This window comes from Tepidiforma flava (genome assembly GCF_027594505.1).
In the GTDB taxonomy this organism is placed as follows: domain Bacteria; phylum Chloroflexota; class Dehalococcoidia; order Tepidiformales; family Tepidiformaceae; genus Tepidiforma; species Tepidiforma flava.
The window spans coordinates 1906501-1930577 of the sequence record NZ_CP115149.1 but is presented as its reverse complement, the minus strand read 5'-3'; the positions used below and the strand labels follow the sequence as shown (position 1 = coordinate 1930577).

The 24077-nt window shown below is 70.9% G+C and carries 36 protein-coding genes and 10 pseudogenes; 36 read left to right on the top strand and 10 right to left on the bottom strand.

The genetic code is table 11. The features are described from left to right. Nucleotides 1-22: 22 nt before the first annotated feature. Both O0235_RS10820 and O0235_RS10815 read right to left on the bottom strand, forming a co-directional pair. On the bottom strand, nucleotides 23-163 hold the full coding sequence (locus O0235_RS10820; protein WP_270055801.1) for a hypothetical protein: 141 nt from the start codon (nucleotides 161-163) through the stop codon (nucleotides 23-25). A gap of 472 nt (nucleotides 164-635) precedes the next feature. Further along, nucleotides 636-824: a hypothetical protein gene (locus O0235_RS10815; RefSeq protein ID WP_270058099.1), complete on the bottom strand. Its 189-nt coding sequence runs from the start codon at nucleotides 822-824 to the stop codon at nucleotides 636-638. Between O0235_RS10815 and tsaE the strand changes: the two genes are divergently transcribed. From tsaE to O0235_RS10785, 6 genes and pseudogenes are all read left to right on the top strand, one after another. After that, on the top strand, nucleotides 787-1149 hold the full coding sequence (gene tsaE, locus O0235_RS10810; protein WP_270055800.1) for a tRNA (adenosine(37)-N6)-threonylcarbamoyltransferase complex ATPase subunit type 1 TsaE: 363 nt from the start codon (nucleotides 787-789) through the stop codon (nucleotides 1147-1149). The genes O0235_RS10815 and tsaE overlap by 38 nt on opposite strands. Further along, entirely contained in the window at nucleotides 1146-1484 is a 339-nt protein-coding gene (locus O0235_RS10805; RefSeq protein WP_270055799.1) for a hypothetical protein, read from the top strand. Before tsaE ends, O0235_RS10805 begins: the two co-directional genes overlap by 4 nt. A 257-nt stretch (nucleotides 1485-1741) precedes the next feature. Then, a complete protein-coding gene (locus O0235_RS10800; protein ID WP_270055798.1) occupies nucleotides 1742-2047 on the top strand; it encodes a nucleoside-diphosphate kinase in 306 nt (101 codons plus the stop codon). Beyond that, the gene (locus O0235_RS16315) at nucleotides 1968-2285 is read left to right on the top strand and encodes a hypothetical protein (RefSeq protein ID WP_308445645.1); all 318 of its coding nucleotides are present in this window, start codon (nucleotides 1968-1970) and stop codon (nucleotides 2283-2285) included. Before O0235_RS10800 ends, O0235_RS16315 begins: the two co-directional genes overlap by 80 nt. Further along, a pseudogene (locus O0235_RS16080) lies at nucleotides 2204-2371 on the top strand (SLOG cluster 4 domain-containing protein); the annotation flags it as partial. The gene O0235_RS16315 and the pseudogene O0235_RS16080, both read left to right, overlap by 82 nt. A 180-nt stretch (nucleotides 2372-2551) precedes the next feature. Beyond that, on the top strand, nucleotides 2552-2734 hold the full coding sequence (locus O0235_RS10785; RefSeq protein WP_270058064.1) for an LOG family protein: 183 nt from the start codon (nucleotides 2552-2554) through the stop codon (nucleotides 2732-2734). Here the strand turns inward: O0235_RS10785 and O0235_RS16075 are convergent. The 5 genes and pseudogenes from O0235_RS16075 to O0235_RS10770 all read right to left on the bottom strand — a co-directional run bounded on the left by O0235_RS16075 (nucleotide 2731) and on the right by O0235_RS10770 (nucleotide 5409). Beyond that, nucleotides 2731-3282 (bottom strand): hypothetical protein, encoded by a 552-nt coding sequence (locus O0235_RS16075; RefSeq protein WP_373324444.1) that lies wholly within the window; start codon nucleotides 3280-3282, stop codon nucleotides 2731-2733. The genes O0235_RS10785 and O0235_RS16075 overlap by 4 nt on opposite strands. A 266-nt stretch (nucleotides 3283-3548) precedes the next feature. Continuing rightward, a pseudogene (locus tag O0235_RS16070) lies at nucleotides 3549-4121 on the bottom strand (M20/M25/M40 family metallo-hydrolase); the annotation flags it as partial. 302 nt (nucleotides 4122-4423) lie between these two features. Next, entirely contained in the window at nucleotides 4424-4606 is a 183-nt protein-coding gene (locus O0235_RS10775) for a DMT family transporter (RefSeq protein WP_373324313.1), read from the bottom strand. Nucleotides 4607-4622: 16 nt separating this feature from the next. Continuing rightward, nucleotides 4623-4892 (bottom strand): annotated as a pseudogene (locus tag O0235_RS16065) (EamA family transporter); the annotation flags it as partial. Between the two features lie 61 nt (nucleotides 4893-4953). After that, on the bottom strand, nucleotides 4954-5409 hold the full coding sequence (locus O0235_RS10770; RefSeq protein WP_270055795.1) for a YkgJ family cysteine cluster protein: 456 nt from the start codon (nucleotides 5407-5409) through the stop codon (nucleotides 4954-4956). A 252-nt stretch (nucleotides 5410-5661) separates the two neighbouring features. Here O0235_RS10770 and O0235_RS10765 point away from each other — a divergent pair, with 252 nt between their 5' ends. The 7 genes from O0235_RS10765 (at nucleotide 5662) to O0235_RS10735 (ending at nucleotide 8415) form a co-directional block, all read left to right on the top strand. Beyond that, nucleotides 5662-5853, top strand: coding sequence for a hypothetical protein (locus O0235_RS10765; protein WP_270055794.1), 192 nt, complete (start codon nucleotides 5662-5664; stop codon nucleotides 5851-5853). Nucleotides 5854-5867: 14 nt separating this feature from the next. Next, nucleotides 5868-6128 carry a tetratricopeptide repeat protein gene (locus O0235_RS10760; protein ID WP_270055793.1) on the top strand — a complete coding sequence of 87 codons (261 nt, stop codon included), beginning with the start codon at nucleotides 5868-5870 and terminating at the stop codon, nucleotides 6126-6128. Nucleotides 6129-6161: 33 nt separating this feature from the next. After that, entirely contained in the window at nucleotides 6162-6518 is a 357-nt protein-coding gene (locus O0235_RS10755) for a hypothetical protein (protein ID WP_270055792.1), read from the top strand. 90 nt (nucleotides 6519-6608) lie between these two features. Beyond that, nucleotides 6609-6794: a hypothetical protein gene (locus O0235_RS10750; protein WP_270055791.1), complete on the top strand. Its 186-nt coding sequence runs from the start codon at nucleotides 6609-6611 to the stop codon at nucleotides 6792-6794. Between the two features lie 2 nt (nucleotides 6795-6796). Next, nucleotides 6797-7048, top strand: a complete 252-nt coding sequence (locus tag O0235_RS10745) for a hypothetical protein (RefSeq protein ID WP_270055790.1) — start codon at nucleotides 6797-6799, stop codon at nucleotides 7046-7048. Between the two features lie 135 nt (nucleotides 7049-7183). Further along, on the top strand, nucleotides 7184-8125 hold the full coding sequence (locus O0235_RS10740; protein ID WP_270055789.1) for an acyl-CoA dehydrogenase family protein: 942 nt from the start codon (nucleotides 7184-7186) through the stop codon (nucleotides 8123-8125). After that, on the top strand, nucleotides 8125-8415 hold the full coding sequence (locus O0235_RS10735) for an acyl-CoA dehydrogenase family protein (RefSeq protein ID WP_270055788.1): 291 nt from the start codon (nucleotides 8125-8127) through the stop codon (nucleotides 8413-8415). The genes O0235_RS10740 and O0235_RS10735 overlap by 1 nt, the downstream gene beginning before the upstream one ends. A 588-nt stretch (nucleotides 8416-9003) precedes the next feature. Here O0235_RS10735 and O0235_RS16060 read toward each other — a convergent pair. Continuing rightward, nucleotides 9004-9138, bottom strand: a pseudogene (locus tag O0235_RS16060) (hypothetical protein); the annotation flags it as partial. A gap of 455 nt (nucleotides 9139-9593) precedes the next feature. On the opposite strand from O0235_RS16060, the gene O0235_RS10725 reads away from it, so the two are divergent. From O0235_RS10725 to O0235_RS10705, 8 genes and pseudogenes are all read left to right on the top strand, one after another. Further along, a complete protein-coding gene (locus O0235_RS10725; protein ID WP_270055786.1) occupies nucleotides 9594-9812 on the top strand; it encodes a QueG-associated DUF1730 domain-containing protein in 219 nt (72 codons plus the stop codon). Nucleotides 9813-9854: 42 nt separating this feature from the next. Next, nucleotides 9855-10160: a 4Fe-4S double cluster binding domain-containing protein gene (locus tag O0235_RS10720; protein WP_270055785.1), complete on the top strand. Its 306-nt coding sequence runs from the start codon at nucleotides 9855-9857 to the stop codon at nucleotides 10158-10160. A 6-nt stretch (nucleotides 10161-10166) separates the two neighbouring features. After that, nucleotides 10167-10520, top strand: a complete 354-nt coding sequence (locus O0235_RS10715; protein WP_270055784.1) for a HEAT repeat domain-containing protein — start codon at nucleotides 10167-10169, stop codon at nucleotides 10518-10520. Between the two features lie 54 nt (nucleotides 10521-10574). Next, nucleotides 10575-10862 (top strand): annotated as a pseudogene (locus O0235_RS16055) (dienelactone hydrolase family protein); the annotation flags it as partial. A gap of 34 nt (nucleotides 10863-10896) precedes the next feature. Continuing rightward, nucleotides 10897-11166 (top strand): dienelactone hydrolase family protein, encoded by a 270-nt coding sequence (locus tag O0235_RS10710; protein ID WP_270055783.1) that lies wholly within the window; start codon nucleotides 10897-10899, stop codon nucleotides 11164-11166. A gap of 25 nt (nucleotides 11167-11191) precedes the next feature. After that, a pseudogene (locus O0235_RS16050) lies at nucleotides 11192-11248 on the top strand (hypothetical protein); the annotation flags it as partial. A 75-nt stretch (nucleotides 11249-11323) separates the two neighbouring features. Next, nucleotides 11324-11656: pseudogene (locus tag O0235_RS16045) on the top strand (SDR family NAD(P)-dependent oxidoreductase); the annotation flags it as partial. A 49-nt stretch (nucleotides 11657-11705) separates the two neighbouring features. Then, entirely contained in the window at nucleotides 11706-12254 is a 549-nt protein-coding gene (locus O0235_RS10705) for an SDR family NAD(P)-dependent oxidoreductase (RefSeq protein ID WP_270055782.1), read from the top strand. A 318-nt stretch (nucleotides 12255-12572) separates the two neighbouring features. Here O0235_RS10705 and O0235_RS10700 read toward each other — a convergent pair whose 3' ends face one another. Both O0235_RS10700 and O0235_RS10695 read right to left on the bottom strand, forming a co-directional pair. Further along, nucleotides 12573-12827 carry a hypothetical protein gene (locus O0235_RS10700; RefSeq protein ID WP_270055781.1) on the bottom strand — a complete coding sequence of 85 codons (255 nt, stop codon included), beginning with the start codon at nucleotides 12825-12827 and terminating at the stop codon, nucleotides 12573-12575. A gap of 412 nt (nucleotides 12828-13239) precedes the next feature. Then, the gene (locus tag O0235_RS10695) at nucleotides 13240-13476 is read right to left on the bottom strand and encodes a VOC family protein (RefSeq protein WP_270055780.1); all 237 of its coding nucleotides are present in this window, start codon (nucleotides 13474-13476) and stop codon (nucleotides 13240-13242) included. A gap of 94 nt (nucleotides 13477-13570) precedes the next feature. On the opposite strand from O0235_RS10695, the pseudogene treS reads away from it, so the two are divergent. From treS to O0235_RS16035, 15 genes and pseudogenes are all read left to right on the top strand, one after another. After that, nucleotides 13571-15254, top strand: a pseudogene (treS, locus tag O0235_RS10685) (maltose alpha-D-glucosyltransferase); the annotation flags it as partial. Nucleotides 15255-15437: 183 nt separating this feature from the next. Continuing rightward, nucleotides 15438-15671 (top strand): hypothetical protein, encoded by a 234-nt coding sequence (locus O0235_RS10680; protein ID WP_270055778.1) that lies wholly within the window; start codon nucleotides 15438-15440, stop codon nucleotides 15669-15671. Continuing rightward, a complete protein-coding gene (locus O0235_RS10675; protein ID WP_270055777.1) occupies nucleotides 15643-16881 on the top strand; it encodes a hypothetical protein in 1239 nt (412 codons plus the stop codon). Before O0235_RS10680 ends, O0235_RS10675 begins: the two co-directional genes overlap by 29 nt. Nucleotides 16882-16953: 72 nt before the next feature. After that, a pseudogene (locus tag O0235_RS16040) lies at nucleotides 16954-17202 on the top strand (1,4-alpha-glucan branching enzyme); the annotation flags it as partial. A 107-nt stretch (nucleotides 17203-17309) separates the two neighbouring features. Continuing rightward, the gene (locus tag O0235_RS10670) at nucleotides 17310-17546 is read left to right on the top strand and encodes a hypothetical protein (protein ID WP_270055776.1); all 237 of its coding nucleotides are present in this window, start codon (nucleotides 17310-17312) and stop codon (nucleotides 17544-17546) included. Between the two features lie 513 nt (nucleotides 17547-18059). Next, complete coding sequence (locus tag O0235_RS10665; RefSeq protein ID WP_270055775.1) at nucleotides 18060-18662, top strand: alpha-amylase family protein; 603 nt, start codon at nucleotides 18060-18062, stop codon at nucleotides 18660-18662. Further along, the gene (locus O0235_RS10660; protein ID WP_270055774.1) at nucleotides 18653-18883 is read left to right on the top strand and encodes an alpha amylase C-terminal domain-containing protein; all 231 of its coding nucleotides are present in this window, start codon (nucleotides 18653-18655) and stop codon (nucleotides 18881-18883) included. Before O0235_RS10665 ends, O0235_RS10660 begins: the two co-directional genes overlap by 10 nt. 66 nt (nucleotides 18884-18949) lie before the next feature. After that, complete coding sequence (locus O0235_RS10655) at nucleotides 18950-19387, top strand: MFS transporter (RefSeq protein ID WP_270055773.1); 438 nt, start codon at nucleotides 18950-18952, stop codon at nucleotides 19385-19387. A 257-nt stretch (nucleotides 19388-19644) separates the two neighbouring features. Then, entirely contained in the window at nucleotides 19645-20217 is a 573-nt protein-coding gene (locus tag O0235_RS10650; RefSeq protein WP_270055772.1) for an MFS transporter, read from the top strand. Between the two features lie 160 nt (nucleotides 20218-20377). Next, nucleotides 20378-20578 (top strand): hypothetical protein, encoded by a 201-nt coding sequence (locus O0235_RS10645; protein WP_270055771.1) that lies wholly within the window; start codon nucleotides 20378-20380, stop codon nucleotides 20576-20578. 133 nt (nucleotides 20579-20711) lie between these two features. Then, nucleotides 20712-21752 (top strand): ABC transporter permease, encoded by a 1041-nt coding sequence (locus O0235_RS10640; protein ID WP_270055770.1) that lies wholly within the window; start codon nucleotides 20712-20714, stop codon nucleotides 21750-21752. Next, nucleotides 21716-22090 (top strand): hypothetical protein, encoded by a 375-nt coding sequence (locus O0235_RS10635; RefSeq protein WP_270055769.1) that lies wholly within the window; start codon nucleotides 21716-21718, stop codon nucleotides 22088-22090. The genes O0235_RS10640 and O0235_RS10635 overlap by 37 nt, the downstream gene beginning before the upstream one ends. Continuing rightward, a complete protein-coding gene (locus tag O0235_RS10630; protein WP_270055768.1) occupies nucleotides 22009-22476 on the top strand; it encodes a hypothetical protein in 468 nt (155 codons plus the stop codon). The genes O0235_RS10635 and O0235_RS10630 overlap by 82 nt, the downstream gene beginning before the upstream one ends. Then, nucleotides 22473-23264 (top strand): annotated as a pseudogene (locus O0235_RS10625) (ABC transporter substrate-binding protein); the annotation flags it as partial. The gene O0235_RS10630 and the pseudogene O0235_RS10625, both read left to right, overlap by 4 nt. After that, nucleotides 23248-24051: an ABC transporter substrate-binding protein gene (locus O0235_RS16035; protein WP_373324443.1), complete on the top strand. Its 804-nt coding sequence runs from the start codon at nucleotides 23248-23250 to the stop codon at nucleotides 24049-24051. The pseudogene O0235_RS10625 and the gene O0235_RS16035, both read left to right, overlap by 17 nt. Nucleotides 24052-24077: the final 26 nt, after the last annotated feature.

Genomic DNA, 24077 nt, shown 5'->3' with positions numbered 1-24077 from the left:
GTACCGCGGAACGGCGCGGAGGTCAGTGGCGGCCGGCGCCGTTGCTGGACATGCGGCGCCAGCGGAGGAAGTTCCAGTACTGGAGCAGCTCGGGGAGGTCTTCGGGGTGCCGCTCGAGCTCCTGGATGAGATTGGCGATTTCGCTGTCCTTGACGTAGAGCATTTCGCCGTCGTCGCCGAGGAAGTAGTGGAGCGGGCGGTTGAGGATGCGGGCGCACGTTGAGGAGCATGTCGATGCCGACAGAGCGCTGGCCGGCTTCGTAGAGGGAGATGGCGACTCTGGGTGGTGTTGAGTGCCTGGGCGAGCTGGCCCTGGCTCATGCCGGCGATCGCGGCGGGCGGCGCGGATGCGGCTGCCCAGTGAGGCGGACACGGGGGGCTTACCGGTTTCGGTCGGGGTTCTCATCATGCCTGCGGGACTCCGTGTAGGGACGGTGAGATTGGGGGCGCCGCGGACGGTGGCCGAGCTGGCGATTGCAAGGACAAGTTAGCCAGCGGCTACCTACTGGTCAATCGCGGGTATGAGGTTGCGCAAGTTGGGGCGGTGTGATGGTATCGGAGGCGGAATAGGGCGTTAGCGCGGGGCTGCCTATACTGGAGGCATGGGATCGGACGAGCTGGCGATCGAACTGGCGTCATCGAGCGAGGAGGAGACGCGGGCGCTCGGCGAACGGCTGGGGCGGGAGCTGCGGCGGGGTGATGTCGTGCTGCTGAGCGGCGACCTCGAGCAGCGGGAAGACGTGCCTGACGCAGGGGATCGGGCGGGGGCTCGGGTGCCGCGGGCAGGTGAACAGCCCCTCGTTCGTGCTGATGAACGAATACACCGGCCGGGAAGTGCTGTACCACGTGGACCTCTACCGCATCGAGGACGTGGAGGAGCTGGACGAGCTCGGGCTCTGGGACTACGCCGAGAAGGGCGTGCTGGTGATCGAGTGGCCGGAGCGCGGCGCAGAGCTGCTGCCCGGGGACGGGCTGATCGTGGAGCTGCGGCCGGGCGAGCAGGGGCCGCGGACGCGGCGGCTGCGGTTCATCGCGCGCGGGGCGCGGGGGCGAGAACTCGCGGCGATCGAGGCGCTGCAGGGCAGCGTGAGCGCGATCCTCGTCATCGACACGGCATCGGACCGGGTTCGCGGTTGGGGTGGACCGTGACGGCGAGCGGTCGGCTGTCGTCGCTGAAGAGGAGCGGACGCATACGACCGGGCTGCTCGCGGACGATCGAGGCGCTGCTGGGCGGCGAGCGGCCGGCGGGGATCATCGTGGTGACGGGCCCGGGGTCGTACGCCGGGCTGCGCGTTGGCATCGCGACGGCGCAGGGGCTGTCGCTGGCGACGGGCGCGCCGCTCTACGGGGTGCGGACGTTCGAGGCGGTGGCCCTCGCTGCCGGCGCAGCGGCGGTGACGGCGATCCACCCGGCGCGGTCGGCGGCGAGTTTGGAGCTGCAGCGGTGGGCCGCGCGGGAAGGCCGACGGGCGACATCGTGCTGACGGCCGAGCTGCCTGGGCGATGAGCTGCTGGCGAGGAGAGGGCGCAGGGGCGCGGGGGGGCATCGAAATCGGGCCGCGCGAGCGGGCGGCGGCGCTGCTGGAGCAGCTGGCCCCGGCAGCCCGGGAAGGCCGGCTCGAGTCCGGGGCGGAGCCGTACTACCTGGCGCGAACCGGCAATCACGATCTCCCGGCGGCAGCGCGCGGCCGGGTAGCGAGGAGGAACGCTTGGAATTACGACGGAGCGCACGCTGTTCCTGGTGAAGCCCGATGCGATGCAGCGGGGGCTCGCCGGGGAGATCATCGCGCGGCTGGAGCGCCGCGGCCTGAAAATCGTCGGGATGAAGCTGCTGCGGGTGACGCGGGAGCTGGCGGAGCGGCATTACGCCGAGCACGCGGGGAAGCCGTTCTTCCCGGGGCTTGTCGAGTTCATCACGAGCGCGCCGGTGATCGGCGATCGCGTGGGAAGGCAAGGACGCGATCCGGGTGGTGCGGGCGACCATCGGGGCGACGAACCCGGTCGAGGCGGCGCCCGGCACGGTGCGGGCCGACTTCGGGCTCGATAAGGGGCGAAACCTGCGTCCACGCGAGCGACGGCCCGGAGAGCGCGGCGCGGGAGCTTGCGCTCTTCTTCGAACCGGGGGAGCTCGTGACGCTGGGACCGGGATGCCGACCGGTGGGTCGCTGATGGTAGCGGCGGCGCGCCCGCCGTCGCGGTCTTCTGCGGTTCGCGTTCGGGCGCGCGCCGGCGCTACCTCGAGGCGGCGCGGGCGGCCGGGCGGCTGCTCGCCGCGCGCGGCGTGACGGTGGTCTACGGCGGGGCAACGGTCGGGCTGATGGGAGCGCTGGCAGACGCGTGCCTGGCAGCGGGCGGGCGCGTCATCGGCGTGATGCCCGCGGCTGCTGGTCGACCTCGAGCTGGCCCACACCGGGGTCACCGAACTCCACGTCGTGGAGACCATGGCGGAGCGGAAGGCGCTGATGGCCGGGCTGGCGCAGGGGTTCCTCGCGCTGCCGGGAGCGTACGGCACGCTGGACGAGCGCGTTCGAGATGGTCGACCTGGCGGCAGCTGGGGCTGCACGCCGGGCCGCTGGTGTTTGCGAACGTGGGCGGCTACTTCGACGGGCTGCGGGCGTTCCTCGACCGGGCGGAGGAGGACGGGCTGCTGAGCCGGGAGAACCGCGCGCTCGCGGTGTTCGAACCGGGGGTCGAAGCAGCGGTAGAGCGGCTGCTGGCGGAGATGACGGCCTAGCGCCAGAGGAAGCGCGTCGACGACCCGGGCGGCGAATTCGACGCCGAGCGGGAGGGCGTCTTCGTCGATGACGAAGCCGGGGTCGTGGTGGCGGCCGGCGATGCCCTTCCGTTCGTTGCGGGCGCCGAGCCAGAAGTAGCAGCCGGGGCGGGCTTCGAGGAAGACGGACATATCTTCGGCGCCCATGGTGGGCACGCCGATGACGCGGCCCGGTCCGAAGTAGATCCCGCGCGAGGTCGAGCACCTCGGCCGTGACGGCAGGGTCGTTGACGAGCGGCGGGCGAGGAGGTCTCGTGGCGGAGTTCGAAGGCGGCGCCGAAGGCCGCGCAGACGCCGGCGAGGATCTCTTCGGTGCGGCGGAGCATGAGGTCGCGGACGGCATTCGAATAGGAGCGGATCGTCCCGGACATGACGGCGGATTCGGCGATGACGTTGCCGCGGAAGCCGCCCTGGACCTTGCCGATGGTGAGGACCGCCTGTTCGGAGGGCGGCAGGGAGCGGCTAACGACTGTCTGGAGGGCGGTGACGGCGTGGGCGGCGACGACGATGGCGTCGACGGCCTGGTGAGGTGCGGCGGCGTGCCCGCCGCCGGCCCGTGATTTCGATGCGGAGCGCGGTGGGCGCGGCGAAGAAGGGGCCGGGGGCGAGGTTGATGGCCCCGATGGGGATGTCGGCGCTGATGTGCCGAGGCCGAGCGCAACATCGACGCGGGGGTTTTCGAGGACGCCGTCGGCGCATGCAGGCGGCTGCGCCGCCCGCGGCTTCTTCGGCGGGCTGGAAGACGAAGCGGATGGCGCCCGTGGAGGTCGGCGCGGTGCTGCCGGGCCCAGGCGGCGAGGCCGAGGGCGATGGCCATGTGGGTATCGTGGCCGCAGGCGTGCATGACGCCCTCGTTGACGGAAGCGAAGGGGAGGCCGCTCTTTTCCGGGACCGGGAGGGCGTCGATGTCGGCGCGCCAGAGGACGCAGGGGCCGGGGCGGGCGCCTTCGACGAGGGCGGTGGCGCCCGTCCGGGCGATGGGGCGGACGTCGGCGAGGCCGAGCTCGGCGATGGCGCTGGAGCAGGTAGCGCTGGGTTTCGTGCTCCTGCCAGGAGAGTTCGGGGTGCTGGTGGAGGTGGCGGCGGTCGGCGATGAGCTGGCTGGCGAGGGCGCGGATGGCGGGGCGGACGGGCGGGAGCTCGGGGCTGGCCATGGCGGGAGCTTAGCAGGAAGCTGCGGCTCAGCGGCCGGCCGCGGCCGAGCCCTCGGGGGCGGGGGAGCGGGAGAGCGGAAGCCGAGATGACGCCCTGGACCAGGAGGACGCCGGCGAGGACGACGGCGAGGCCGGCGAGGAGGTTCCACCCGAGCGGTTCGCCGAGGAGCGCCCAGCCGAGCAGGACGCCCCATCGGCGGGATGAGGTAGGTGACGAGCGTCGAGCGGACGGCGCCGATCTGCTGGATGAGGCCCATGTAGAGCACGACGGCGGCGCCCGCCAGCCGAGCACGCCGAGGGTCCGCAGCGGCGCCGAGGACGCCGGGACCCCAATCGGCGCCGGCGAAGGCGCCAGTGCCGAGAGCGAGCGGCGCAAGGACGGCGGCGGCAGCGGCGACTTGCCCGAACGCGACCAGCGCCGGGGGGAGACCGCCGAGGGTGCGCCGGATGACGATCGCCGAGGAGGAGTAGCTGAGGGTGGAGAGGAGCATGAGGCTCACGGCCGAGCGCTTCGCCGGAAAGGTGCCCGACCGAGGCGGGGCCGGCGAGGAGAGACGATGCCGGTGAAGCCGAGGGCGAGGCCGAGGGATTTCTGGAGCGTGAGCGGCTCGTCGCGGAGGAAGGCGACGGCAAGGACGGCCGCCCAGAGCGGCGCGGTGGCGTTGGCGATGGAAGCCATGCCGGCTCGAGATGTGGTGCTCAGCGACGGCGACGAGCGTCCACGGGAGGGCGAAGTTGGTCAGCCCGAGCGCGGCGAGGAGGGCGGCCTGCCGGGGCGTGGGCCGGGCCGCGCGGGCGAGCGGCGACGGGACGAACGGGGCGAGCGCTGCCGCGCCGAGGAGGGTGCGGAGGCTGGCGACGCCGAGGGGTTCCAGACCGGCATCGAGCTGGACCTTGATGAAGAGGAAGGAGGCTCCCCACGTCACGGAGAGCAGGAAGAGGATGAACAGGTGGCGGCTGGACATGGATGCGGCGGGCTCACCTTCGAGGGTAGGGCACAGCGGCGGGACGAGGACAGTGCCGGGTTCAGGCGAGGTTGCGCTGGAGGTGGTCGGTTTCTTCGAGGAGCGCGAGCCAGTCGTCATCCGTGAGCGGCGCGCCGGTAAAGCCGGGACACTGTTCGTGACCGAGGAGCAGGGGCACGACGGGGCCCGCGGCGGCGGCGTCGGCGAGCGGCGGCGGGTCGGCGTAGACGGGCCGGGCGGTTTCGAGGTTCCAGTAGACGACGAAGTGGGGATAGAGGCGGCAGGCAGTCGGACGGGCCTCGTAGGCGCCGCAGCGGTGGCGCGGCTGGAGGAAGCGGCAGCGGCCGTCCATCGCGCGCGAGCAGGTAGGGCTGCGCGAGCGGGAGGCGGATCGGTTCGCCGTTTTCGAGCTCGAGGAACTGGACGGGCTGGAGGCCGGAGACGCGCGCGAAGCGGTCGACGTCGCGGTCGTGCATGGCGACGGAGAAGACGCGGCAGCAGGCGGCTTCGCAGTCATCGACCTTGCAGACGAAGGCGGGGGCGCCGGGGAGGATGAGGTGGTAGGCGCCGAAGCGCGGGGCTGCCTCGGCCCAGGCGCGGGCCATGCGGTCGGCGAGGGCGCCGGGGTCGACGGATGCGAGGGAGCCGGGCAGGGCCATGGCATGATGGTACGGCGGCGGCCGACGGGGCGCTGCGGATTGCTCGAGCGGGGCGCCGGCCGTATCCTTTCCGCTGTCGCTGGGCGGCCGCTGGCAGAAAGCGACGGAAGATGACGAACGAAACGAACCTCGACGAGATGACGCCCGAGGAGCGGGCGAAGCTGAAGAAGCAACTGACGGAGCAGGCGGTCAAGCTGGCGGTCAACTGGCCGCTGGCAGGAAGCCGTGCAGGTGAACCGGGAGTACACGCGGCTCTTCGCGAACGAAGCGGAAGGGTACAACCGGCTGGGGAAGGCCGCTGAGCGAGCTGGGGCAGGTGCAGGAGGCGCTGGACGCCTACCAGAAGGCGCTCGACCTCGACCCGACGAACCAGATCGCGCGGCGCAACATCGATCGGCTGGCGGCCCTGCGCGATGCGCCGGTGAGCAGCGCCGCCGACGCAGGTGGATACGCGGCGTGTTCGTCGAGGAGACGGGCAGCGCGGCGGTGGCGGCGCTGCAGGCGGTCGACTCGAAGGTGGCGGCAGTGCTCGACGCGGGCGACATCGTGCAGCTCGAAGTGCAGGGCAACGCGGTGAACGTGCTCACGGTCCGGGGCGACGTTCAAGCACGTGGGGATGATCGAACCGCGGATCGGGCTGCGGCTGGCGCGGATGATGAAGGCGGGGAACCGGTACAGCGCGGCGATGGTGAGCACGGGCGAGCAGCCGAAGGTGATCCTGCGGGAGACGTTCAAGCACCCGTCGATGATCGACAAGGTGAGCTTCCCGCAGTCGCGGCTGTCGGAGATCCGCGCCGTGGTACACGCGGCGGGGGCTGCTCCGGCGGGACGAGGACGAGGAGTGGGGCTACGACGAGGACGAGGAGCTGGAAGAGGAGACGGAAGAGGGCTGGAGCGAGACCGGCATGAGGACATCGATTCGACGCCGGACGTGGACGTCGAGGCGGAGGACGAAAGCTACGAGTAGTGGATCCCCGCGACCGGGGCGAACCGGCCGTTGCGGCGCGGGCCGGGGGGCCGCACGCTACGCGCGACCTTTTCATGAGGAGATGACCGCATGATTTCGAAACAGGAGCTGGCCGAGGGCATCCGGTTCGCCGGCCGGCGCGCAGCTGCGGCCGCGGAGCGGACGAAGGACTGGGATTACCAGCTGGGCCACCAGTGGACGAGCGGGGATGCCTTCCGGCACATCGCGGCGGTGGCCGGCGCGGCGCCGCGGCTCTACCCGCTGCTCGGCGCGTAGGCGTGCTGGACAGCGTCACGGCGGCGGCTGCGGCGCAGAACAACGCGGCGGCGATCGCATCGCTGAAGGAGAAGAGCCGCGAGGAGGTCATCCAGGCGATCCTCGAGGGGCAGGAGGCCTCGGCGAAGTTCGTCGAGGGGCTCGACGAGGCGGACCTTGCGACCGTCGCTGAAGCTGGGCGGCTACGAGATGGAGAAGGCCGAGCTGGTGGCCCAGATCTGGATCCACCATCCGATTGTCGCACGCACCTATGAGGCGAGCGCGCGCTGGCCGATCACCTGACGGTCCGGCCGGGACCACGCGACGCTGCAGGGCGCGCCGAACGGACGGCGCGCCCTGTTCGTTTCGGCGTAGACTTCGCCCATCGCACATCGATGGAGGACGCACCCATGCAGGTTTCGCCGGTGCCGACGCTGGACCCGGAGACCAACCAGATCCGGGAGGCGACGGCGAACATCGTCAACCGGTACATCATCCCGAACGAGGACCGGCTGGGGGACTACCGGAACCCGGAGACCCAGCGGCTGCGCCATGAGATCCAGGAGCACGTGAAGGCGGCCGGGCTGTGGGCGCCGCACCTGCCGAAGGACGGTACGGCGGGATGGGGATCGGGTTGCATGAAGCACGCCTACATGAACGAGATCCTCGCGTGGAGCCCGTATTCGAACCCGCTGTTCGGGGTGGTGGCGCCGGATTCGGGGAACCAGACCATCCTGCTGAAGTACGGGACGGAGGAGCAGAAGAAGAAGTGGCTGGAGCCGCTCATCCGGGGCGAGATCCGCTCGTGCTTCTCGATGACGGAGCCGGACGCGCCGGGTTCGGACCCGTACGCCATCCAGACGCGGGCGGTGCGGGACGGCGATGAGTGGGTGATCAACGGCCGGAAGTGGTTCACGACGGGCGCAGACGGGGCGGCGTTCGCGATCGTGATGTGCCGGACGGAGGAGCCGGACGGGGCCGGCGGCCAGAAGGAGAAGATGACCCAGATCATCGTGCCGACGGACACCCCGGGCTTCCGGATCGTCCGGAAGATCAAGGTCTGGGGCATCGAATCGAACCACTGCGAGGTGGAGTACGCGGAACGTCCGGGTGCCGGTGACGAACCAGCTCGGCCGGACGGGGAGCGGCCACCAGGCGGCGCAGGACCGGCTGGGCGCGGGGCGCGTGTTCCACTGCATGAACAGACCGTGGGGCAGATGTGGCGGGCGTTCGACCTCATGGTGCGGCGCTCGATGGACCGCGAGGTGCGCGAGCGGGAAGCTGGAGACGAAGCAGTTCATCCAGGGGTTCATCGCGGATTCGTACATCGACATCGTGCACGGCGCGGCTGATGACGATTCACACGGCGGAGGTGATCGACAGCGGGCTGGACCCGCGGACGCTGCGGATCTCGGCGCTGAAGGTGTACGTGCCGGCAGCGCACGAGCGCGTGGTGGACCGCGCCATCCAGGTGCACGGCGCGATGGGCGTCTCGGGCGATACGCCGCTGGCGGGGATGTACACGGGGGCGCGGACGCTGCGGATCGCGGACGGGCCGGACGAGGTGCACCGGATCCTGATCGCGAAGAACGTGCTCAAGGTGTACCACGACGGCGCGAGCTGGGACTTCGGCGTGGCCTGAGGCCCGGCCCGGCACGTTGCGATGCATGGGCCCCGGCGGCGCGCGCCGGGGCCCCGGTCTGCCGGTCAGCCGTCGCCGGGCTCGACGGACGGTTCGAGGATGTAGGTGCAGCGCGGGTCGCCGTGCGGCCGGTAGGCATCCCGTTCGAGGCGGGCGCCCGGGAAGGCGGCGGCGAGGCAGCGGGCTTCGGCCTCGCAGAGGAGTTCGCGCCGGCGGGGGGCATCGGCGATCGGGCAGTGGTGGAGGGTGATGGCGATGCCGGCGGGGGTTTCGCGGACTTCGGGGAGGTAGCCGGCCTCCTCGAAGACAGCAACGGCGCCGCGGAGCGGGGAGCCGCGGCCGTGGGTTTCGAAGGCGGGCCGGTAGCGGCTGATGGTGCCCTCGACGGAGGCGGCGCAGGAGGCGCTCGCGGACGTCGGGGGGTTCCTGTTCGACGGCTTCGAGGAGGGTATCGAGCGCTTCGTGGTCGAGCCTGGGGAAGAGGGCCTCGCCCGCCGGGGTGAGGAGGTAGCGGTGGCGGGGCCGGCCGGGGCCGCGGCGCAGGGGTTCGTGGGCGACGATGCCTTGCGCCTCGAGCGATTGGAGATGCTGGCGGGCGGCGCCGACGGAGAGGAAGCAGTGGGAGGCGACCTCTTCGGCGGTCGCGCCGCCGAGGCGGCGGAGGGCGACGAGGAGCGCGCGGCGGGTCGGGTCGAGAAGGTCGAGGCAGGTCGTCGGGGGCATGGATGCGGAAGTGTGCGGGAAGTTGAAGCGATCGTTGAAGCGTCAACGGCAGCTTAGCGGGTGCTCAGGGCATTTTGGTGCGGGAATGGCCGCGGAAGCGAGGGGCTGACAGCAGTTATGGGATGTTGTCGCGGCAAGCATCTTCGACATCACGGCAGAATGTTGAGACGGCGGCGGGGCCGGGGGGACGCGCGAGAATGGACGCACTGGCCGGGGAGCTGGAAGCGCGGGTGAAGGCGGTCTGCCGGGAGGCGGGCTTCCCGCTTGTCGGCATTGCGCGGGCGGAGCCGGCGGCGCGGGGCGCGGAGGGCTGCGCTGGGCGCACTGGACGCGGGGCTGTTCGGCGAGATGCGGTGGATGGACGCGGACTGTGGTGGAGCGGGCAACGGACCCGGGGCGGTTCCTCGCGGGGGCGTCGGAGCCTCGTAGTGGGATGGCGCTGCCGGCGCGGGGGCGTGACCCGGCGCCGCCCGGGGACGGGCGAGGCCCGGGGCGTCGTCGCGCGGTACGCGCGGGGGCGCGATTACCACCGGGTGTTCGAGTCGCGGCTGAGGAAGGCGGCTGCTGGCGGCTGCGGGAGGAGTTCGGCTGCTGCGGCGCGGGCGACGGTGGACTACGGGCCGCTGCTGGAGCGGCCGTACGCGGCGGCGGCGGGGCTGGGCTGGCTGGGGTAAGTCGACGATGCTGCTGGCGCCGGGGTTCGGGCCGATGGGTGCGTGCTGGGGGTCATCGCGACGACGCTGGAGCTGGACCCGGACCCGCCGCTGAAGAAGACGTGCGAGCGCCTGCCGGCGGTGCATCGCCGCCTGCCCGACCGGGGCGATTGCGGAGGACGGGGGCCGGTGGTGGATGCGCGGCGGTGCATCAGCTACCTGACGATCGAGCTGCGGGGGCCGGTGCCGCGCGACCTCCGGGCTGCGATGGGGATGCGGGTGTTCGGTTGCGACGATTGCCTCGACGCGTGTCCGGTGGGGGCGGGGCGGTGGCGAGGCCGACCCGGAACTGGCGGCTGCGGACGTTGACCGGGCGTGGCCGCTGCTGCGGCAGTTCATCGAGATGGACGAGGCTGGCGTTCGCCGACGCGCTACCGGGGCACGGCGCTGATGCGGGCGAAGCGGGAAGGCATGGCGCGGAACGCGTGCATCGCGCTGGGGAACGGGGGCAGCGCAGGGGACCTGCCGGTGCTGGCGCTGGCGCTGGAGGACGCGTCGGCGCTGGTGCGGGGGCACGCGGCGTGGGCGCTGGGGCGGCTTGGCGCGCGGACGGGCGCGCCCGTGCGCCATGTCCTCGAAGCACGCTTGCGGGTCGAAGCGGATGCGCGAGTGCGGGAGGAGATTGGGCTGGCGCTGGAGGAGGCTGACGCGGAAACGGGGAGCGGGTAGGCTATCGGCGCGAAGTTTCGGCCCCGCGGCTGCGGGGGAAAGGAGTCGAGACCGATGGGAGAGATGGTGACCTTCGGTCCGCCAACGGCGGGTACGTGCAGCGGCTACCTTGCGAAGCCGGCCTCCGGGTCCGGCAAGGGCGTCATCGTGATCCAGGAGTGGTGGGGGCTCAACGACAACATCAAAGGCATCGCGGACCGGTTCGCGAACGAGGGGTTCGTCGCGCTGGCGCCGGACCTGTACCACGGGGTGGTCACGAAGGAGCCGGACGAGGCCGGGAAGCTGCTGATGGCGCTGAACATCCAGCGGGCGGAGGCGGACCTGAAGGGGGCGGTGGCCTACCTGAAGGAGCTGACCGGCGGCCCGGTCTGGGACGGTGGGGTTCTGCATGGGCGGGGCGCTGTCGCTGTTCGCGGCGTGCAACAGCGACGGGGATGTGGGCGCGTGCGTGGACTTCTACGGCGGGCACCCGATGGTGAAGTACAACTGGGACGGGCTAACGGCGCCGGTGCTGGGCATTTGGGCGGAGCACGACGACTTCGTGAACCCGAACATCCCGACGTACAAGGCGGAGCTGGAGAAGCGGGGCATCACGCACGAGTTCATCACCTACCCGGGGACGCAGGCACGCGTTCTTCAACGATGAGCACCCGGAGCCGCAGTACAACCCGGCGGCGGCGAAGGATGCGTGGGAGAAGACGCTCGCCTGGTTCCGGAAGTACCTCTAGGCGGCGGATTCGAAGGCAGGCGGCCCCGGCGGATGCGCCGGGGCCGTTTCGTGAGCAGCGCAGGAGGTTCGGACGATGGGTTCGCTGGAGGGCAGGGTCGCGATCGTCACGGGGGGAGCCTCGGGCATCGGCAAGGCGATCGTGGAGGCGTTCGTGCGCGAGGGAGCGCGGGTCATCGTGGGGGATGTGGACCCGGCGGGAATCGCCCGGCTGATCGGGGAGCTGGGCCACAACCAGGTGGACGGGGCGGAGGTCGACGTCCGGGACGAGGCAGCGGTGGCGCGGATGGTGGCGCAGGCGGTGCGGAGGTTCGGGCGGCTGGACATCGCGGTGAACAACGCGGGCGTGGGCGGCTTCTCGCCGATCCAGGCGTACCCGCTGGCCGACTGGGAGCGGGTGATCGGGATTTCGCTGACGGGGACGTTCCTGTGCATCAAGCACGAGGCGGCGCAGATGATTGCGCAGGGGCAGGAGCGGCAGCATCATCAACATCGCGAGCCTGAACGCGATTCAGCCGACGGAGGGGTTCGCGGCCTACTGCTCGGCGAAGGCGGGGGTGGCGATGCTGACGAAGGTGGCGGCGCTGGAGCTGGGCCGGCACGGGATCCGCGTGAACGCGATCGGGCCGGGGCTCATCCACACGCCGGCGACGGCGCCGATGACGGCCGTGCCGGGGCTGGAGGCGGCGTTCATCGCGGAGACGGCGCTGGGGCGGGCGGGCGAGCCCGAGGATGTGGCGGGGCTGGCGCTCTACCTGGCCTCGGACGTGTCGTCGCTGATGACCGGGCAGACGCTGTACATCGACGGCGGCGCGAGCCTGAAGAAGTACCCCGAGCTGTTCTCGTTCTTCGGCGCGGCGGGTCAGGCGGGGGCTGAGCCGGGGCCCGCTGCGCCGGGTTCGGCGGCATCGCCGGGCTTGCGGAAGACGCGGTCGACGATCTCCATCCACTGCTGGTGGGCGACTTCCCAGGGGAAGTCGGGGTCGTCGGTGTGGGGCGGGTCGTAGCGGACCTGGTCCCAGCTAGCCGTCGCCGTGGGGGAAGGGTCGGGCAAAACGGGCGGCGAGCTCGCGGGCTTCGGGGGAGATATCGACCGTATCGGCGGCGTCGGCGGTGGAGAGGCGGGTGGCGCACGACGGGCGAGCCGTATGCCAGGGTGGAACGGGCGGTAGGCGGCGGCGCCGAGGAGTCCGGAGACCGGTCGCGTGTCCATCGAATGCTCCCGCCCCCGCGCGGAGCGGAGGGGCTTCGATCAGGTTTTCGCCCTAGGGGGAAACCCCTACGGGTGCATCTCGGGGGAAGGGAGGTTGCAGCGCGGGGACGTTTCAGCCGGCGTATTCGAGGAGCTGCATGGCGACGCCGCCGAGTTCGGCCGCGGGGATGGTCGTCCGGCGGGTGCCGGGGATGACGCCGGGCGATGGGGGCGGGCAGGAGAAGCCGCGCTCGCGGGCGAGGGCGGCCGCGGCGTCGAGCGGGCCGGCTACCATCCCAGGCGCAGCGACGGGCAGGAGCGCTGCAGGCCGGCCGGCGAGCGGGCTGGCATCGCCGACGGGCGGCGAGGTCGAGTTCGATGACGGCATCGCCGCAGCGGAGCTGGCGGATGACCATGCCGGGCGCAGCGATTTCGCCGGCGACGGCGAGCCCCAGGAGCGTCGACCCAGGTGCGGGTCGCGGCGTCGAGGTCGGGGGCGAGGACGGCGAGGTGGTCGAGCCGCGCGAGCGGGAACCGGTGGTCGAAGCGGCCGAGGCTGCGGGAGCGTTCGAAGCGGGCGTCGAGGCCGCCGGGGTAATCGACGAGGAGGATGGGGAAGGGGATGGCGGGGATGCCGGCGGCGAGGGCGGCGTCGACGACGAGACTGGCCGTCGTCGGCAGCGGACCGGCCGAGCGGTCGATGGCGCTGCGCCGGCGGCCGCGAGCGGCGGGAGGGCCGCATCGAGGGGGCGGTCGGCGGTGAAGGCGATCGCGGCGAGGCCGCCGCTGGTGCCGCGACGTCAGCGTACCGGGCGCGGCGTGAGGGCGGGAGCTGCGCTGGGGTACGCCTCGACGGCGAGGAGCTCGAGGTAGACGAAATCGGCGGCAGAGCGGCCGACAAAGGCGGCGCGGTTGGCGGTGCCGCGCCCGGCGTGGACCGTGCGCGGCGTGAGGGCGAGGCCGAGGCGCCCGTACGCTTCGGCGGCAGCATCGAGGGAGGGGACGGGCGCGACGAGGTGGTCGATCCGCTGGAGCATTTGGGCAGTTTACCGGCGGAGTTGGTCCGGGGCGCGGGCGTCGGGGAAACTGGAAGGGCCGGCCGCGCGTTCCGTGACCGGCGCAGGAGGTGCGATGACCCGGGCTACGGCTTCGCGCGCGGAACGTTCCGCGGTGCTCACGGGCGACCCGCTCTGGTACAAGGACGCGGTCATCTACGAGCTGCATGTGCGGGCGTTCCACGACGGGAACGGCGACGGCATCGGGGATTTCGCCGGCCTGACGGCGAAGCTGGACTACCTGCAGGAGCTGGGCGTGACGGCGGTGTGGCTGCTGCCGTTCTACGAATCGCCGCTGCGGGACGACGGGTACGACATCGCCGATTACCGGAAGATTCACCCGGCCTACGGGACGCTGGCGGAGTTCAAGACGTTCCTGCGGGAGGCGCACGCGCGGGGGCTGCGGGTGATCACGGAGCTGCCGTGATCAACCACACGAGCGACCAGCACCCGTGGTTCCAGCGGGACGCGGCGGGCGCCGAAGGGGAGCGCGTACCGGAATTATTATGTCTGGAGCGACACCGCGACGGAGTACGGTGACGCCCGGATCATCTTCAAGGATTTCGAGCGGTCGAACTGGACGTGGGACCCGGTAGCGGGCCAGTACTACTGGCACCGCTATTTATTCGCACCAGCCGGATTTGAACTTCGAGAACCCGCGGGTCCGGCGGGAGATCATGGAGGTGGCGGATTTCTGGCTGGAGATGGGCGTGGACGGGTTCCGGCTGGACGCGGTGCCGTACCTGTTCGAGGCGGAGGGAACGACCTGTGAGAACCTGCCGCGGACGCACGCCTTCCTGAAGGAGCTGCGGGCGCACGTCGACGCGAAGTTCCCGGGGCGCATGCTGCTGGCGGAGGCGAACCAGTGGCCGGAGGATGCGGTGGCGTACTTCGGCGATCCCGGGGACGAGTGCCACATGGCGTTCCACTTCCCGCTGATGCCGCGGCTCTTCATGTCGGTGCGGATGGAGGACCGGTTCCCAACGACGGAGATCCTGGAGCAGACGCCGCCGATCCCGGAGACGTGCCAGTGGGCGCTGTTCCTGCGGAACCACGACGAGCTGACGCTGGAGATGGTGACGGACGAGGAGCGGGACTACATGTACCGGGTGTACGCGGCGGAGGACCGGGCGCGGGTGAACGAGCTCGGCATCCGGCGGCGGCTGGCGCCGCTCCTCGCGAACAACCGGCGGCTCATCGAGCTCCTCAATGCGCTGCTGTTCTCGCTGAACGGGACGCCGGTGATCTACTACGGCGACGAGATCGGGATGGGGGACAACATCTACCTCGGCGACCGGGACAGCGTGCGGACGCCGATGCAGTGGAGCGCGGACCGGAACGCGGGGTTTTCGCGGGCGAACCCGCAGAAACTGTACCTGCCGGTGATCATCGACCCGGAGTACCACTACGAGTCGGTGAACGTGGATGCGCAGCAGGCGAACCCGTCGTCGCTGCTGTGGTGGATGCGGCGGCTCATCGGGCTGCGGCGGCGGCATCCGGCCTTCGCGCGGGGGAGCCTGCAGTTCGTGGAGTGCGACAACCACCGGGTGCTGGCGTTCGTGCGGGAGTACGCGGGGCGAGCGGCTGCTGGTGGTGGCGAACCTGTCGCGGTTCGCGCAGGCGGCGCACCTCGCGCTGGGGGCGTACGCCGGGCGCGGAGCCGGTGGAGCTGTTCGGGCACGGGCGGTTCCCGCGGGTGGCGAGTGCGGAGCCGTACTTCCTCTCGCTGCGGGCCGCACTCGTTCTACTGGTTCGAACTGGCGGCGCCGGGCGCGGACGTGGTTCGGCGGGCGGAGCCCATCTTGCCGGAGATCACGGGTCGATGCGAGTCCGGAGGAGGTCTTCGACGGGCTGGCGCCGCCGACCTCGACGCGGTGCTGCTGGCGGAGTACGTGCCGGCGCGGCGGACTGGTTCGGCGGGCTGACGCGGCGGCCGCCGGCGGGTGCGGGTCGCGGACCGGGTGCCGCTGCGGGCGCGGGGGCTGCCGCCGACGGTGTTCGCGGTGGTGCTGGTGGAGTACGAGCAGGGGGAGCCGGACCAGTTCGGGCTGCTCCTCTCGGTGGTGCCGGAGGGGCGCAGGGCGCGGACGTGGAGGCGGCGGCCGGGTGGGCGGTGGCGGCGGAAGTGCGCAACGCTGCCGGGGAGCGGTGGCTGCTGGTGGACGGGCTGGCGCTGAGCCGGAGGTGTGCAGCGCGCTGCCGGGGCTGTTTACCCGGGCGCGGACGCGGCTCGCGGGCGAGCGCGGCGGGCTGGTGTTCGTGCCGGAGCCGGGCGTGCGGTTCAACGGGCTCGAAGCTGCGCCCATCCTGAGCCGGGCGGAGCAAAGCCGAACACGTCGAGTGCATTACCCGGGGCAGTACGTCTTCAAAGCGATCCGGCGGCTGGAGCCGGGGGTGCATCCGCAGGTGGAGCGTGGGCGAACTGCTGGCGAAGACGCCGGCCGCGGGCATGGGATGCCGCGGCTGGCCGGGTACGTGGAGTACGTGCGGGAGGGGATGCGGCCGGCGGTCGCCGGGGTGATCGAGGCGGCCGTGCCGCACCAGTACGATGCGTGGACTCGAGTTCGCGACGGAGCAGCTGGAGCGGATGCTGGAGGAGGTCGCGGCGGCGCGACTGGAAGCGCCGAAGGTGAGCGAGGCGGACCATCCGCTGGGGGTCGGGCCGGCGCCGGAGGGGCTGGCGGGGTTCGCGGGGGGATGGCTCGACGTTCGCGGCAGACGCTGGGGCGGCGGACGGCGGAGCTGCACGCGGCGCTCGCGGGCATCGCGCACCCGGATTTCGCGCCGGAGCGGTACACGCCGTTCTACCAGCGGGCGCTGGCGCAGGGGTTCCGGGTGCAGGCGCGACGCTCGCTGCGGGCGCTGCGGCGGTGCCTGCCGTCGCTGAGCGCGGAGGCGGTGGCGCTGGCGGGGCTGGTGCTGGAGAAGGAGCCGGCGCTGCTGGAGCGGCTGCAGCAGGTGGCCCGGCGGAAGCTGCGAGAGCCTGCGCATCCGGTGCCACGGCGACCTGCATCTCGGGCAGGTGCTGGTGAACGGGCGGGAGCCGGTGTTCATCGACTTCGAAGGCGAGCCGGCGCGGTCGCTGGGCGAGCGGCGGCTGCGGCGCTCGCCGCTGCGCGTACGTGGCCGGGATGGTCGCGGTCGTTCCACTATGCGGACAGCCGGGCGGGGCTGCGGCAGGTGGTCGAGGGGCACGCCGCGGGGACCGGGACAGACCTCGAACGGTGGGCGCTGGGCTGGTACCTCTGGACGACCGCCGGGCGTACCTCGACGGGTACTTCGCCGTGGCGCGGGCGAGCGGACTGCCGGGCGGCAGCGACGCAGGAGCACCGGTTCCTGCTGGATACGTTCGTGCTCGACAAGGCGTTTCTACGAGCTGGGGTATGAGCTGGACCACCGCCCGGACTGGGCGGAGATCCCGCTGCGGGGCCTGCTGCTCGCGGCGGCGCAGGAGGGACTGTGAGCAGGAGCGAGGGTGAAACGGCATTCGGGGAGCAGGACCTGTACCTGTTCAACGAGGGGAACCACGCGCGGCCTGTACCGGCTGATGGGGGCGCACCCGTGCGCACCTGGGGCGGGGTCGAAGGCGTCCGGTTCGCGGTCTGGGCGCCGAACGCGCGGGAAGTGGCGGTCGCCGGCGACTTCAACGGCTGGCAGCCGGCGGCCAACCCGCTGCGCTGTCTCGGCCCCTCCGGGGTCTGGGAGGGGTTCGCGCCTGGGGCGAAGCCGGGCGACCGGTACAAGTTCTGGCTGAAGAACCGGGACGACCGGGCGAGGAGCTGTGGAAGGCGGACCCGTTCGCATTCCAGGCGGAGGTGCCGCCGGCGACGGCCTCGGTGGTGGCAGAGCTGGAACTACACCTGGGGCGACGGCGACTGGATGCGGCGGCGGGGCGAGGTGAACCGGCACGACCGGCCGAGCTGGCGATCTACGAAGTGCACCTCGGGTCGTGGCGGCGGGGCCCGGGCGGGGAGATGCTGACGTACCGGGAGCTGGCGCCGCAGCTGGCGGAGGATACGCGGTTGCCCACGGGTTCACGCATGTCGAGCTGATGCCGGTGATGGAGCACCCCTTCTGACGGGTCGTGGGGATACCAGGTCGACGGGGTACTTCGCGCCGAGCAGCCGGTGGGGTTCGCCGCAGGAATTCATGTTCCTGGTGGATACGCTGCACCAGGCTGGCATCGGGGTCATCGCTCGACTGGGTGCCGTCGCACTTCCCGGATGACGCGTTTGCGCTGGCGCGGTTCGACGGGACACACCTCTTCGAGCACGCGGACCCGCGGCGGGGCTACCACCCGGACTGGGGCAGCCTGGTGTTCAACTACGGGCGGCACGAGGTGCGCTCGTTCCTGCTGAGCAGCGCGATGTTCTGGCTGAGACGGTGTACCACGCGGACGGGCTGCGGGTGGATGCGGTGGCTTCGATGCTGTACCTCGACTATTCGCGGAAGCCGACGGCGAGTGGGAGCCGAACGTCTTCGGCGGGCGGGAGGACCTCGACGCGATCTGGTTCCTGCGGCGGCTGAACGAGACGGTCTACCTGCTGGCGCCGGGGACGCAGACGGTGGCGGAGGAATCGACGGCGTGGCCGATGGTGTCGCGGCCGACGTCGATGGGGGGACTGGGGTTCGGGTTCAAGTGGGACATGGGGTGGATGCACGACACGCTGCTGTACTTCGGGCACGACCCGGTGCACCGGAAGTGGCACCACAACCTGCTGACGTTCCGGGCGCTGTACGGGTTCACGGAGAACTTCGTGCTGGCGCTTTCGCACGATGAGGTGGTGCACGGGAAGGGGTCGCTGCTGGGGAAGATGCCGGGCGAGCGACTGGCAGAAGTGTCGCGAACCTGCGGCTGCTGTTCGCCTACCAGTGGCACGCTGCCGGGGAAGAAGCTGCTCTTCATGGGGCAGGAGTTCGGGCAGTGGTCGGAGTGGAACCACGAGCAGGAGCTGGAGTGGCACCTCGCGGGGTACGAGCGGCACGCCGGGCTGGCGCGGCTGGTGGGGGACCTGAACCGGCTTTACCGCGAGCTGCCGGCGCTGCACAGCGACGGACCACGACCCGGCGGGGTTCGAGTGGATCGACTGCAACGACGCGGAGCAGAGCACGCTGAGCTTCCTGCGGACGGTCGCCGGACGGTCGGCGGGAGGTGGCGGTGGCGCTGAACTTTACGCCGGTGCCGCGGGTGAGCCACGTCATCGGCGTGCCGCACGGGGGCACATGGCGCGAGTGTGCTGAACACCGACGCCAAGGAGTACTGGGGGAGCGGTATGGGGAACCTCGGCGGGGTGGAGGCGGACGCGGGAAGCCGGCGCACGGGCGGCCGTATTCGCTGCGCATCGTGCTGCCGCCGCTGGGGGCGGTGGTGTTCGCCCACGACGCGTGAGCTTCGGACCGGTGGCGGCGCGGCCGAGCGTCTTCATCCAGGACGTTAACGTAGACTGGCGGGCCGATGGCCCGGGAAGCAGCCGCAGCAGGGGAAGTCACGGCGGCGGGGATTTCGCGGAACCCGTTCACGGTGGCGAAGTACCGGGCGTGGTGGTTCGCATCGGTCGCGGCAGGGATGGGCGTCGGCATCCAGGCCGTGACGGTCCCGCTGTTCATCCGGGACCGGGTGGCGGAGGACCAGCGGGCGGCGGCGATTGCGGCGGCGCTCATCTGCCAGACACTGCCGGGGGCGGCGCTGGCGCTGCTGGGCGGGGTGGTGGCGGACCGGGTGGAGCGGCGGCGGGTGCTGGTGCGGACGTACCAGATCGTGGCGGCGGCCGTGTCGCTGGTCTACGTGGCGCTGGCGGGACGCTGGAGGTGCGCGCGGTGTGGCCGGTGTTCCTGCTTGCGGCCGTCGTCGGGTCGGCAGGGGCGTTCACGAACCCGGCGCGGCAGGCGATGATGAACCGCAGATCCTGGCGCAGCCGCAGATCCAGAACGGAGCGATTTTCGGGACGCTGGCGTTCATGGCGACGCTGCAGTTCGGCGGGCCGACCTTCGGCGGGCTGGCGGCGGATTTCCTCGGGCTCACCGCGGCATTCGGCGCGGAAGTGGTGCTGCTGGCGCTGGCTGCGCTGTTGTTCTGGCGGATTGCGACGGACCGGCCGGTGCCGACGGGCCGGAGCGTGCGCGTCGGACCTCGCCGAGGGGCTGCGGTACGTGCGGCGGGAGCCGACCCTGCTGGGGATCCTGGCGCTGGGGACAGTGCCGGGCGTGCTCATCATGGGGCCGTTCGCGGTGACGATTGTCCTGATGGTGGAAGACGAGTTCCGGGCGGCGGACCGGTGGGTGGGGCTGCTGTGGGGAGCGTTCGGGGCGGGGATCGTTGCCGGGTCGCTGCTGCTGAGCGCGGTGCGGGTCGCGGCGGCGCGGACTGCTGCTGGCGAGCTCGCTGGTGTTGACGGGCCGGCGTTCACGCTGGCTTACGGGCTGGCGCCGAACCTGGGCGTCGCGATGGCGTGCCTGTTCGCGGCTGGCATCACGGGGCCGGCCGTCTTCATCAATTTCGCGGTGGCGCTGCTCCAGGAGCAGGCGGACCGGGCGATGATGGGCCGGGTGATGAGCATGTACGGGCTGGCGTTTACGGCGAGCGTGCCGGCGGGGTATCTGCAGGCTGGCATCCAGGCGAGCGCGTGGGGGCCGCGGGCGACGGTGGTTTCGAGCGTGGCGGTGTGCATCGTGATCGGTCTGCTGTCGATGGCGTTCCTGCGGCCGGTGACGCGGCTGCGGTGAGCGGCACACGTCAGGTGAAGTGAGCGGCGTTCGGCGGTTAGACTTGCCGAAACTATCGGTTCGATAGACCTTGACGATTGATCCGGGGATTTCCAGAATGCCGCAATCCCCGGGCCAGCCGGTGGGCCGGCTCCTACCGGGCGAGACGAGGCAGAGGGGCATGGGTCAGTACCTCGCGAAGCGCGTGCTGCTCGATAAGCCGCTCGTCGTCCTGTTCGTCATCAGCATCGTGGTCTTCACGGCGGTGCGGATGATCCCGGGGGACGTGTGCAAGATCGTGCTGAACACGGAGATCCGGACGTGGACGAGGCGCAGTGCCAGGCGATCCGGGAGGACCTGGGGCTCGATAAGCCGCTCGTGACCCAGTACCTCGTGTACATGGGCGGCGTGCTCACGGGGGACTGGGGCACCACGATCATCAGCAAGCGGGATCGTGTGGACGGAGCATCCGGACGCGGATTCCGCTGACGCTGGAGCTGACCATCCTGAGCACGGTGTTCGCGCTCATCGTGGCGATCCCGATCGGGGTAATCAGCGCGGTGCGGCAGGATTCGGCGCTCGATTACGTGCTGCGCGTGCTGTCGATCGGGCTGGCGCTGAGCATCCCGGGTTTCTGGCTGGGGACGATGCTGATCGTCTTCCCGGCGAAGTGGTGGGGGTACGCGCCGCCGGTCGGGTACGTCGACATCTGGGAGGACCCGCTGAAGAACCTCGAGCAGCTGTACCTGCCGGCGATTTCGCTCGGGCTGGCGCTGAGCGCGAGCCTGGCGCGGGTGACGCGGAGCTCGATGCTGGAGGTGTTCCGGCAGGACTACATCCGGACGGCGCGGGCGAAGGGGCTGCGGGAGCGGATGGTCGTGTTCCGGCACGCGCTGCAGAACGCGATGATCCCGGTGGTCACGCTGTTCGGGCTGCAGTTCGGGGTGCTACTGGGCGGGACGGTGGTGCTGGAAAACATCTACAGCCTGCCGGGGCTGGGGCTGCTGACCTTCACGTCGGTGACGATCAAGGACTACCCGCAGGTGCAGGGGCTGGTCCTGTTCTTCGCGGCTGTGCTGGTGACGATCAACCTGCTGGTCGACCTGAGCTACGCGTGGTTCGACCCGCGGATCAGGTACGTCGTGATGAGCGCGGAAGCGGTTTCGGCGGCGCCGGCGATCACGGGCGCGCTTCCGCGGCGGCCGGGGCGGCTGGCCCGGCTGTGGCGGATTGCGCGGCAGAAGCCGCTGGGGGCGGCGGCGGGGGTGGTGTGCATCCTGCTCATTCTCGTGATTGCCCTGGGCAGCGGATGTGCTGGCGCCGCAGGCGGCGGATGCGGTCGACCCGGTGAAGAACCCGCGGCTGCAGCCGCCGAGCCTGAGCCACCCGTTCGGGACCGACAACCTGTTCCGGGACATCTTCAGCCGGGTGATCATCGGGAGCCGGATTTCGCTGGGCATCGGGTTCGCGGCGGTGGCGATCGGGACGCTGCTGGTGGACGCTGCTGGGGATGGTGGCCATGGGGTTCTTCCGGGGGTGGGTGGACATGCTGGTGAGCCGGGCGATCGAGGTGGTGCTGGGGTTCCCGCCGCTGGTGCTGGCGATCTTCTTCCTGTCGATTTTCAACCCGGAGCGAGGCTACAGCCTGCGGCTCGTGCTCCTGATGGTGAGCCTCGCCATCGGGATCATCATCACCCCGACGACGGCGCGGATCGTGCTCGGGGGGGCGGTGCTGAGCATCCGGAACCTGCAGTACGTGGAGGCGGCGGAGTCGAGCTGGGGAACGGCCCCGTGCGGATCATGTGGCGGCACGTGCTCCCGAACGTCGCGGCGCCGATCATCGTCATCGCGAGCATCCAGGTGGGGAACGCCATCCTCGCGGAGGCGGCGCTGAGCTTCCTCGCGCTGGGCATCGCGGACGCGGCGCACCCGAGCTGGGGCGGGATGCTGCAGGAGATGCGGCAGGTGTGGCTGGAGGCGTGGTGGACGGCGGTGGTGCCGGGGGCGGCGATCAGCATCGCGGTGCTGGCGTTCAACCTGTTCGGAGACGCGCTGCCAGGGACGTGCTCGATCCAAGATTGCGTCAATCGTCGTAATAGAAATGGGGAATCGCAGCGCCCGCTGCTTCCAAACCAGGGGAAAGGACAGAACCATGGAGAAACGGGACAACTACTGGCTTCGGCGAAAGCTGAGCCGCCGGACCGCGCTGCGCGGGACGGCACTGGCCGGGGCGGGGGCCGCGACGATGGCGCTGGTGGGGTGCGGCGGCGGGGACGATGACGACAGCGGCAATGGCGGGAGCGGGCCGGGCCTGCTGCCGACGGCGGCGGCGACGCCGCACGCCGGCGAAGCAGCCGAAGCCGGGCGGGAGCCTGACGTTCCAGATCTCCTCCCAGCCGCCGAGCCTCGACCCCTACACGCAGACGTCGTTCGTTGCGGCGTACAACCACGGGCTGAGCTACTCGAAGCTGTTCCGGTTCAAGGCGGGCACGCCGGACGTGGCGCCGGCGGACAACTCGATGGAGCCGGACCTGGCGCAGGCGATGCCGGAGCAGCCGGACCAGCTGACCTTCGTCGTGAAGCTGAAGCCGAACGCGAAGTTCCACAACGTGGCGCCGGTGAACGGGCGGGCGGTCACCTCGAAGGACATCGCGTACGCCTTCGACCGGTACAAGAACTACGAGAAGTCGGTGCACAAGACGGGGCTGGCGTTCATCGACAAGGTGGAGACGCCGGACGACCAGACGGTGCGGATCACGACGAAGCAGCCGTACGCGGACTTCGTGTTCTACCTCGGCGGCAACCTCGGGGCGTGGATCTGCCCGCAGGAGTGGGCGGAATCGCAGGAGGTGGCCACGAAGATGATCGGTTCGGGGCCGTTCCTGCACACGGAGTTCAAGACGGGCGTGAGCCTGAGCTACAAGAAGAACCCGGACTACTTCGACAAGCCGTACCCGTACTTCGACGAGGTGACGGCGCTCATCGTCACGGACCAGGCGAAGCGGGTGGCGGACTTCTCGTCGAAGCAGGTGAACCTGACGATGGCTCTTCCTGCCGACGGAGCGCGACCAGCTGAAAGCGGCGCGGCCGGACGCAAAGTTCGAGGAGACGCAGGGCATCGGCGGGTACATCTACCTGCGGACGGACAAGCCGCCGTTCAACGACAAGCGGGTGCGGCAGGCCATTTCGATGGCGCTGAACCGGAAGGCGATCCGGGACGCGATCTCGAAGGGCGAGGGCGTACCGGAGCAGCTGTACCACGTGGGCTACCCGTGGGCGCGGCAGGTGAAGGACCTCCCGCAGGCGAAATACTGGGAGTACAACCTCGCGGAGGCGAAGAAGCTGCTCGCAGCGGCCATCGGCGAGGGGAAGACGATTGACACGACGTGGGAGCACGCGGACGCGGCGATCTACACGCAGGCGTACGTGGACACGGCGACGCTGGCGCAGGCGCAGCTGAAGCAGCTGGGCATCAACATCACGGACGTGACGAAGCCGTACGCGCAGTACATCTCGACGACCTACCAGCAGCGCGGGCAGTACGTAGGGGATGGGCCACAGCCCGCGGGCGGTGGCGTACTGGCTGGACTTCGTGACGGAACGGTTCACGATGAAGCCGCAGCGCGGCCGGATCAACCTCTCGTACGTGAACGACCCGAAGCTGGAAGAGCTGATGGACAAGCAGCGCGGGCAGTTCGTCTGGGAGGAGCGGCTGCAGACGGTGCGGCAGATCGAGGAGCACGTCGCGGAGGAGCAGTACGAGATTTACTTCTCGACGGACACGCTGGACGTACTTCTGGGATGCGAACATCGAGAACTACCGCCCGACGGCGTGGTTCCCGTACACGCACCTGATGAAGGCCTGGCGGGACGCCTGAGCC

Bases quoted from the DNA above. Each gene is read 5' to 3' on its own strand.
- O0235_RS10820 (WP_270055801.1), bottom strand. From the start codon at position 163: ATGCTCTACGTCAAGGACAGCGAAATCGCCAATCTCATCCAGGAGCTC.
- O0235_RS10775 (WP_373324313.1), bottom strand. From the start codon at position 4,606: ATGGCTTCCATCGCCAACGCCACCGCGCCGCTCTGGGCGGCCGTCCTT.
- O0235_RS10770 (WP_270055795.1), bottom strand. From the start codon at position 5,409: ATGACTGCGAAGCCGCCTGCTGCCGCGTCTTCTCCGTCGCCATGCACG.
- O0235_RS10765 (WP_270055794.1), top strand. From the start codon at position 5,662: ATGACGAACGAAACGAACCTCGACGAGATGACGCCCGAGGAGCGGGCG.
- O0235_RS10750 (WP_270055791.1), top strand. From the start codon at position 6,609: ATGATTTCGAAACAGGAGCTGGCCGAGGGCATCCGGTTCGCCGGCCGG.
- O0235_RS10740 (WP_270055789.1), top strand. From the start codon at position 7,184: ATGCAGGTTTCGCCGGTGCCGACGCTGGACCCGGAGACCAACCAGATC.
- O0235_RS10735 (WP_270055788.1), top strand. From the start codon at position 8,125: ATGACGATTCACACGGCGGAGGTGATCGACAGCGGGCTGGACCCGCGG.
- O0235_RS10700 (WP_270055781.1), bottom strand. From the start codon at position 12,827: ATGCCGTCATCGAACTCGACCTCGCCGCCCGTCGGCGATGCCAGCCCG.
- O0235_RS10695 (WP_270055780.1), bottom strand. From the start codon at position 13,476: ATGCTCCAGCGGATCGACCACCTCGTCGCGCCCGTCCCCTCCCTCGAT.
- O0235_RS10655 (WP_270055773.1), top strand. From the start codon at position 18,950: ATGGCCCGGGAAGCAGCCGCAGCAGGGGAAGTCACGGCGGCGGGGATT.
- O0235_RS10645 (WP_270055771.1), top strand. From the start codon at position 20,378: ATGGGTCAGTACCTCGCGAAGCGCGTGCTGCTCGATAAGCCGCTCGTC.
- O0235_RS10635 (WP_270055769.1), top strand. From the start codon at position 21,716: ATGGGGTTCTTCCGGGGGTGGGTGGACATGCTGGTGAGCCGGGCGATC.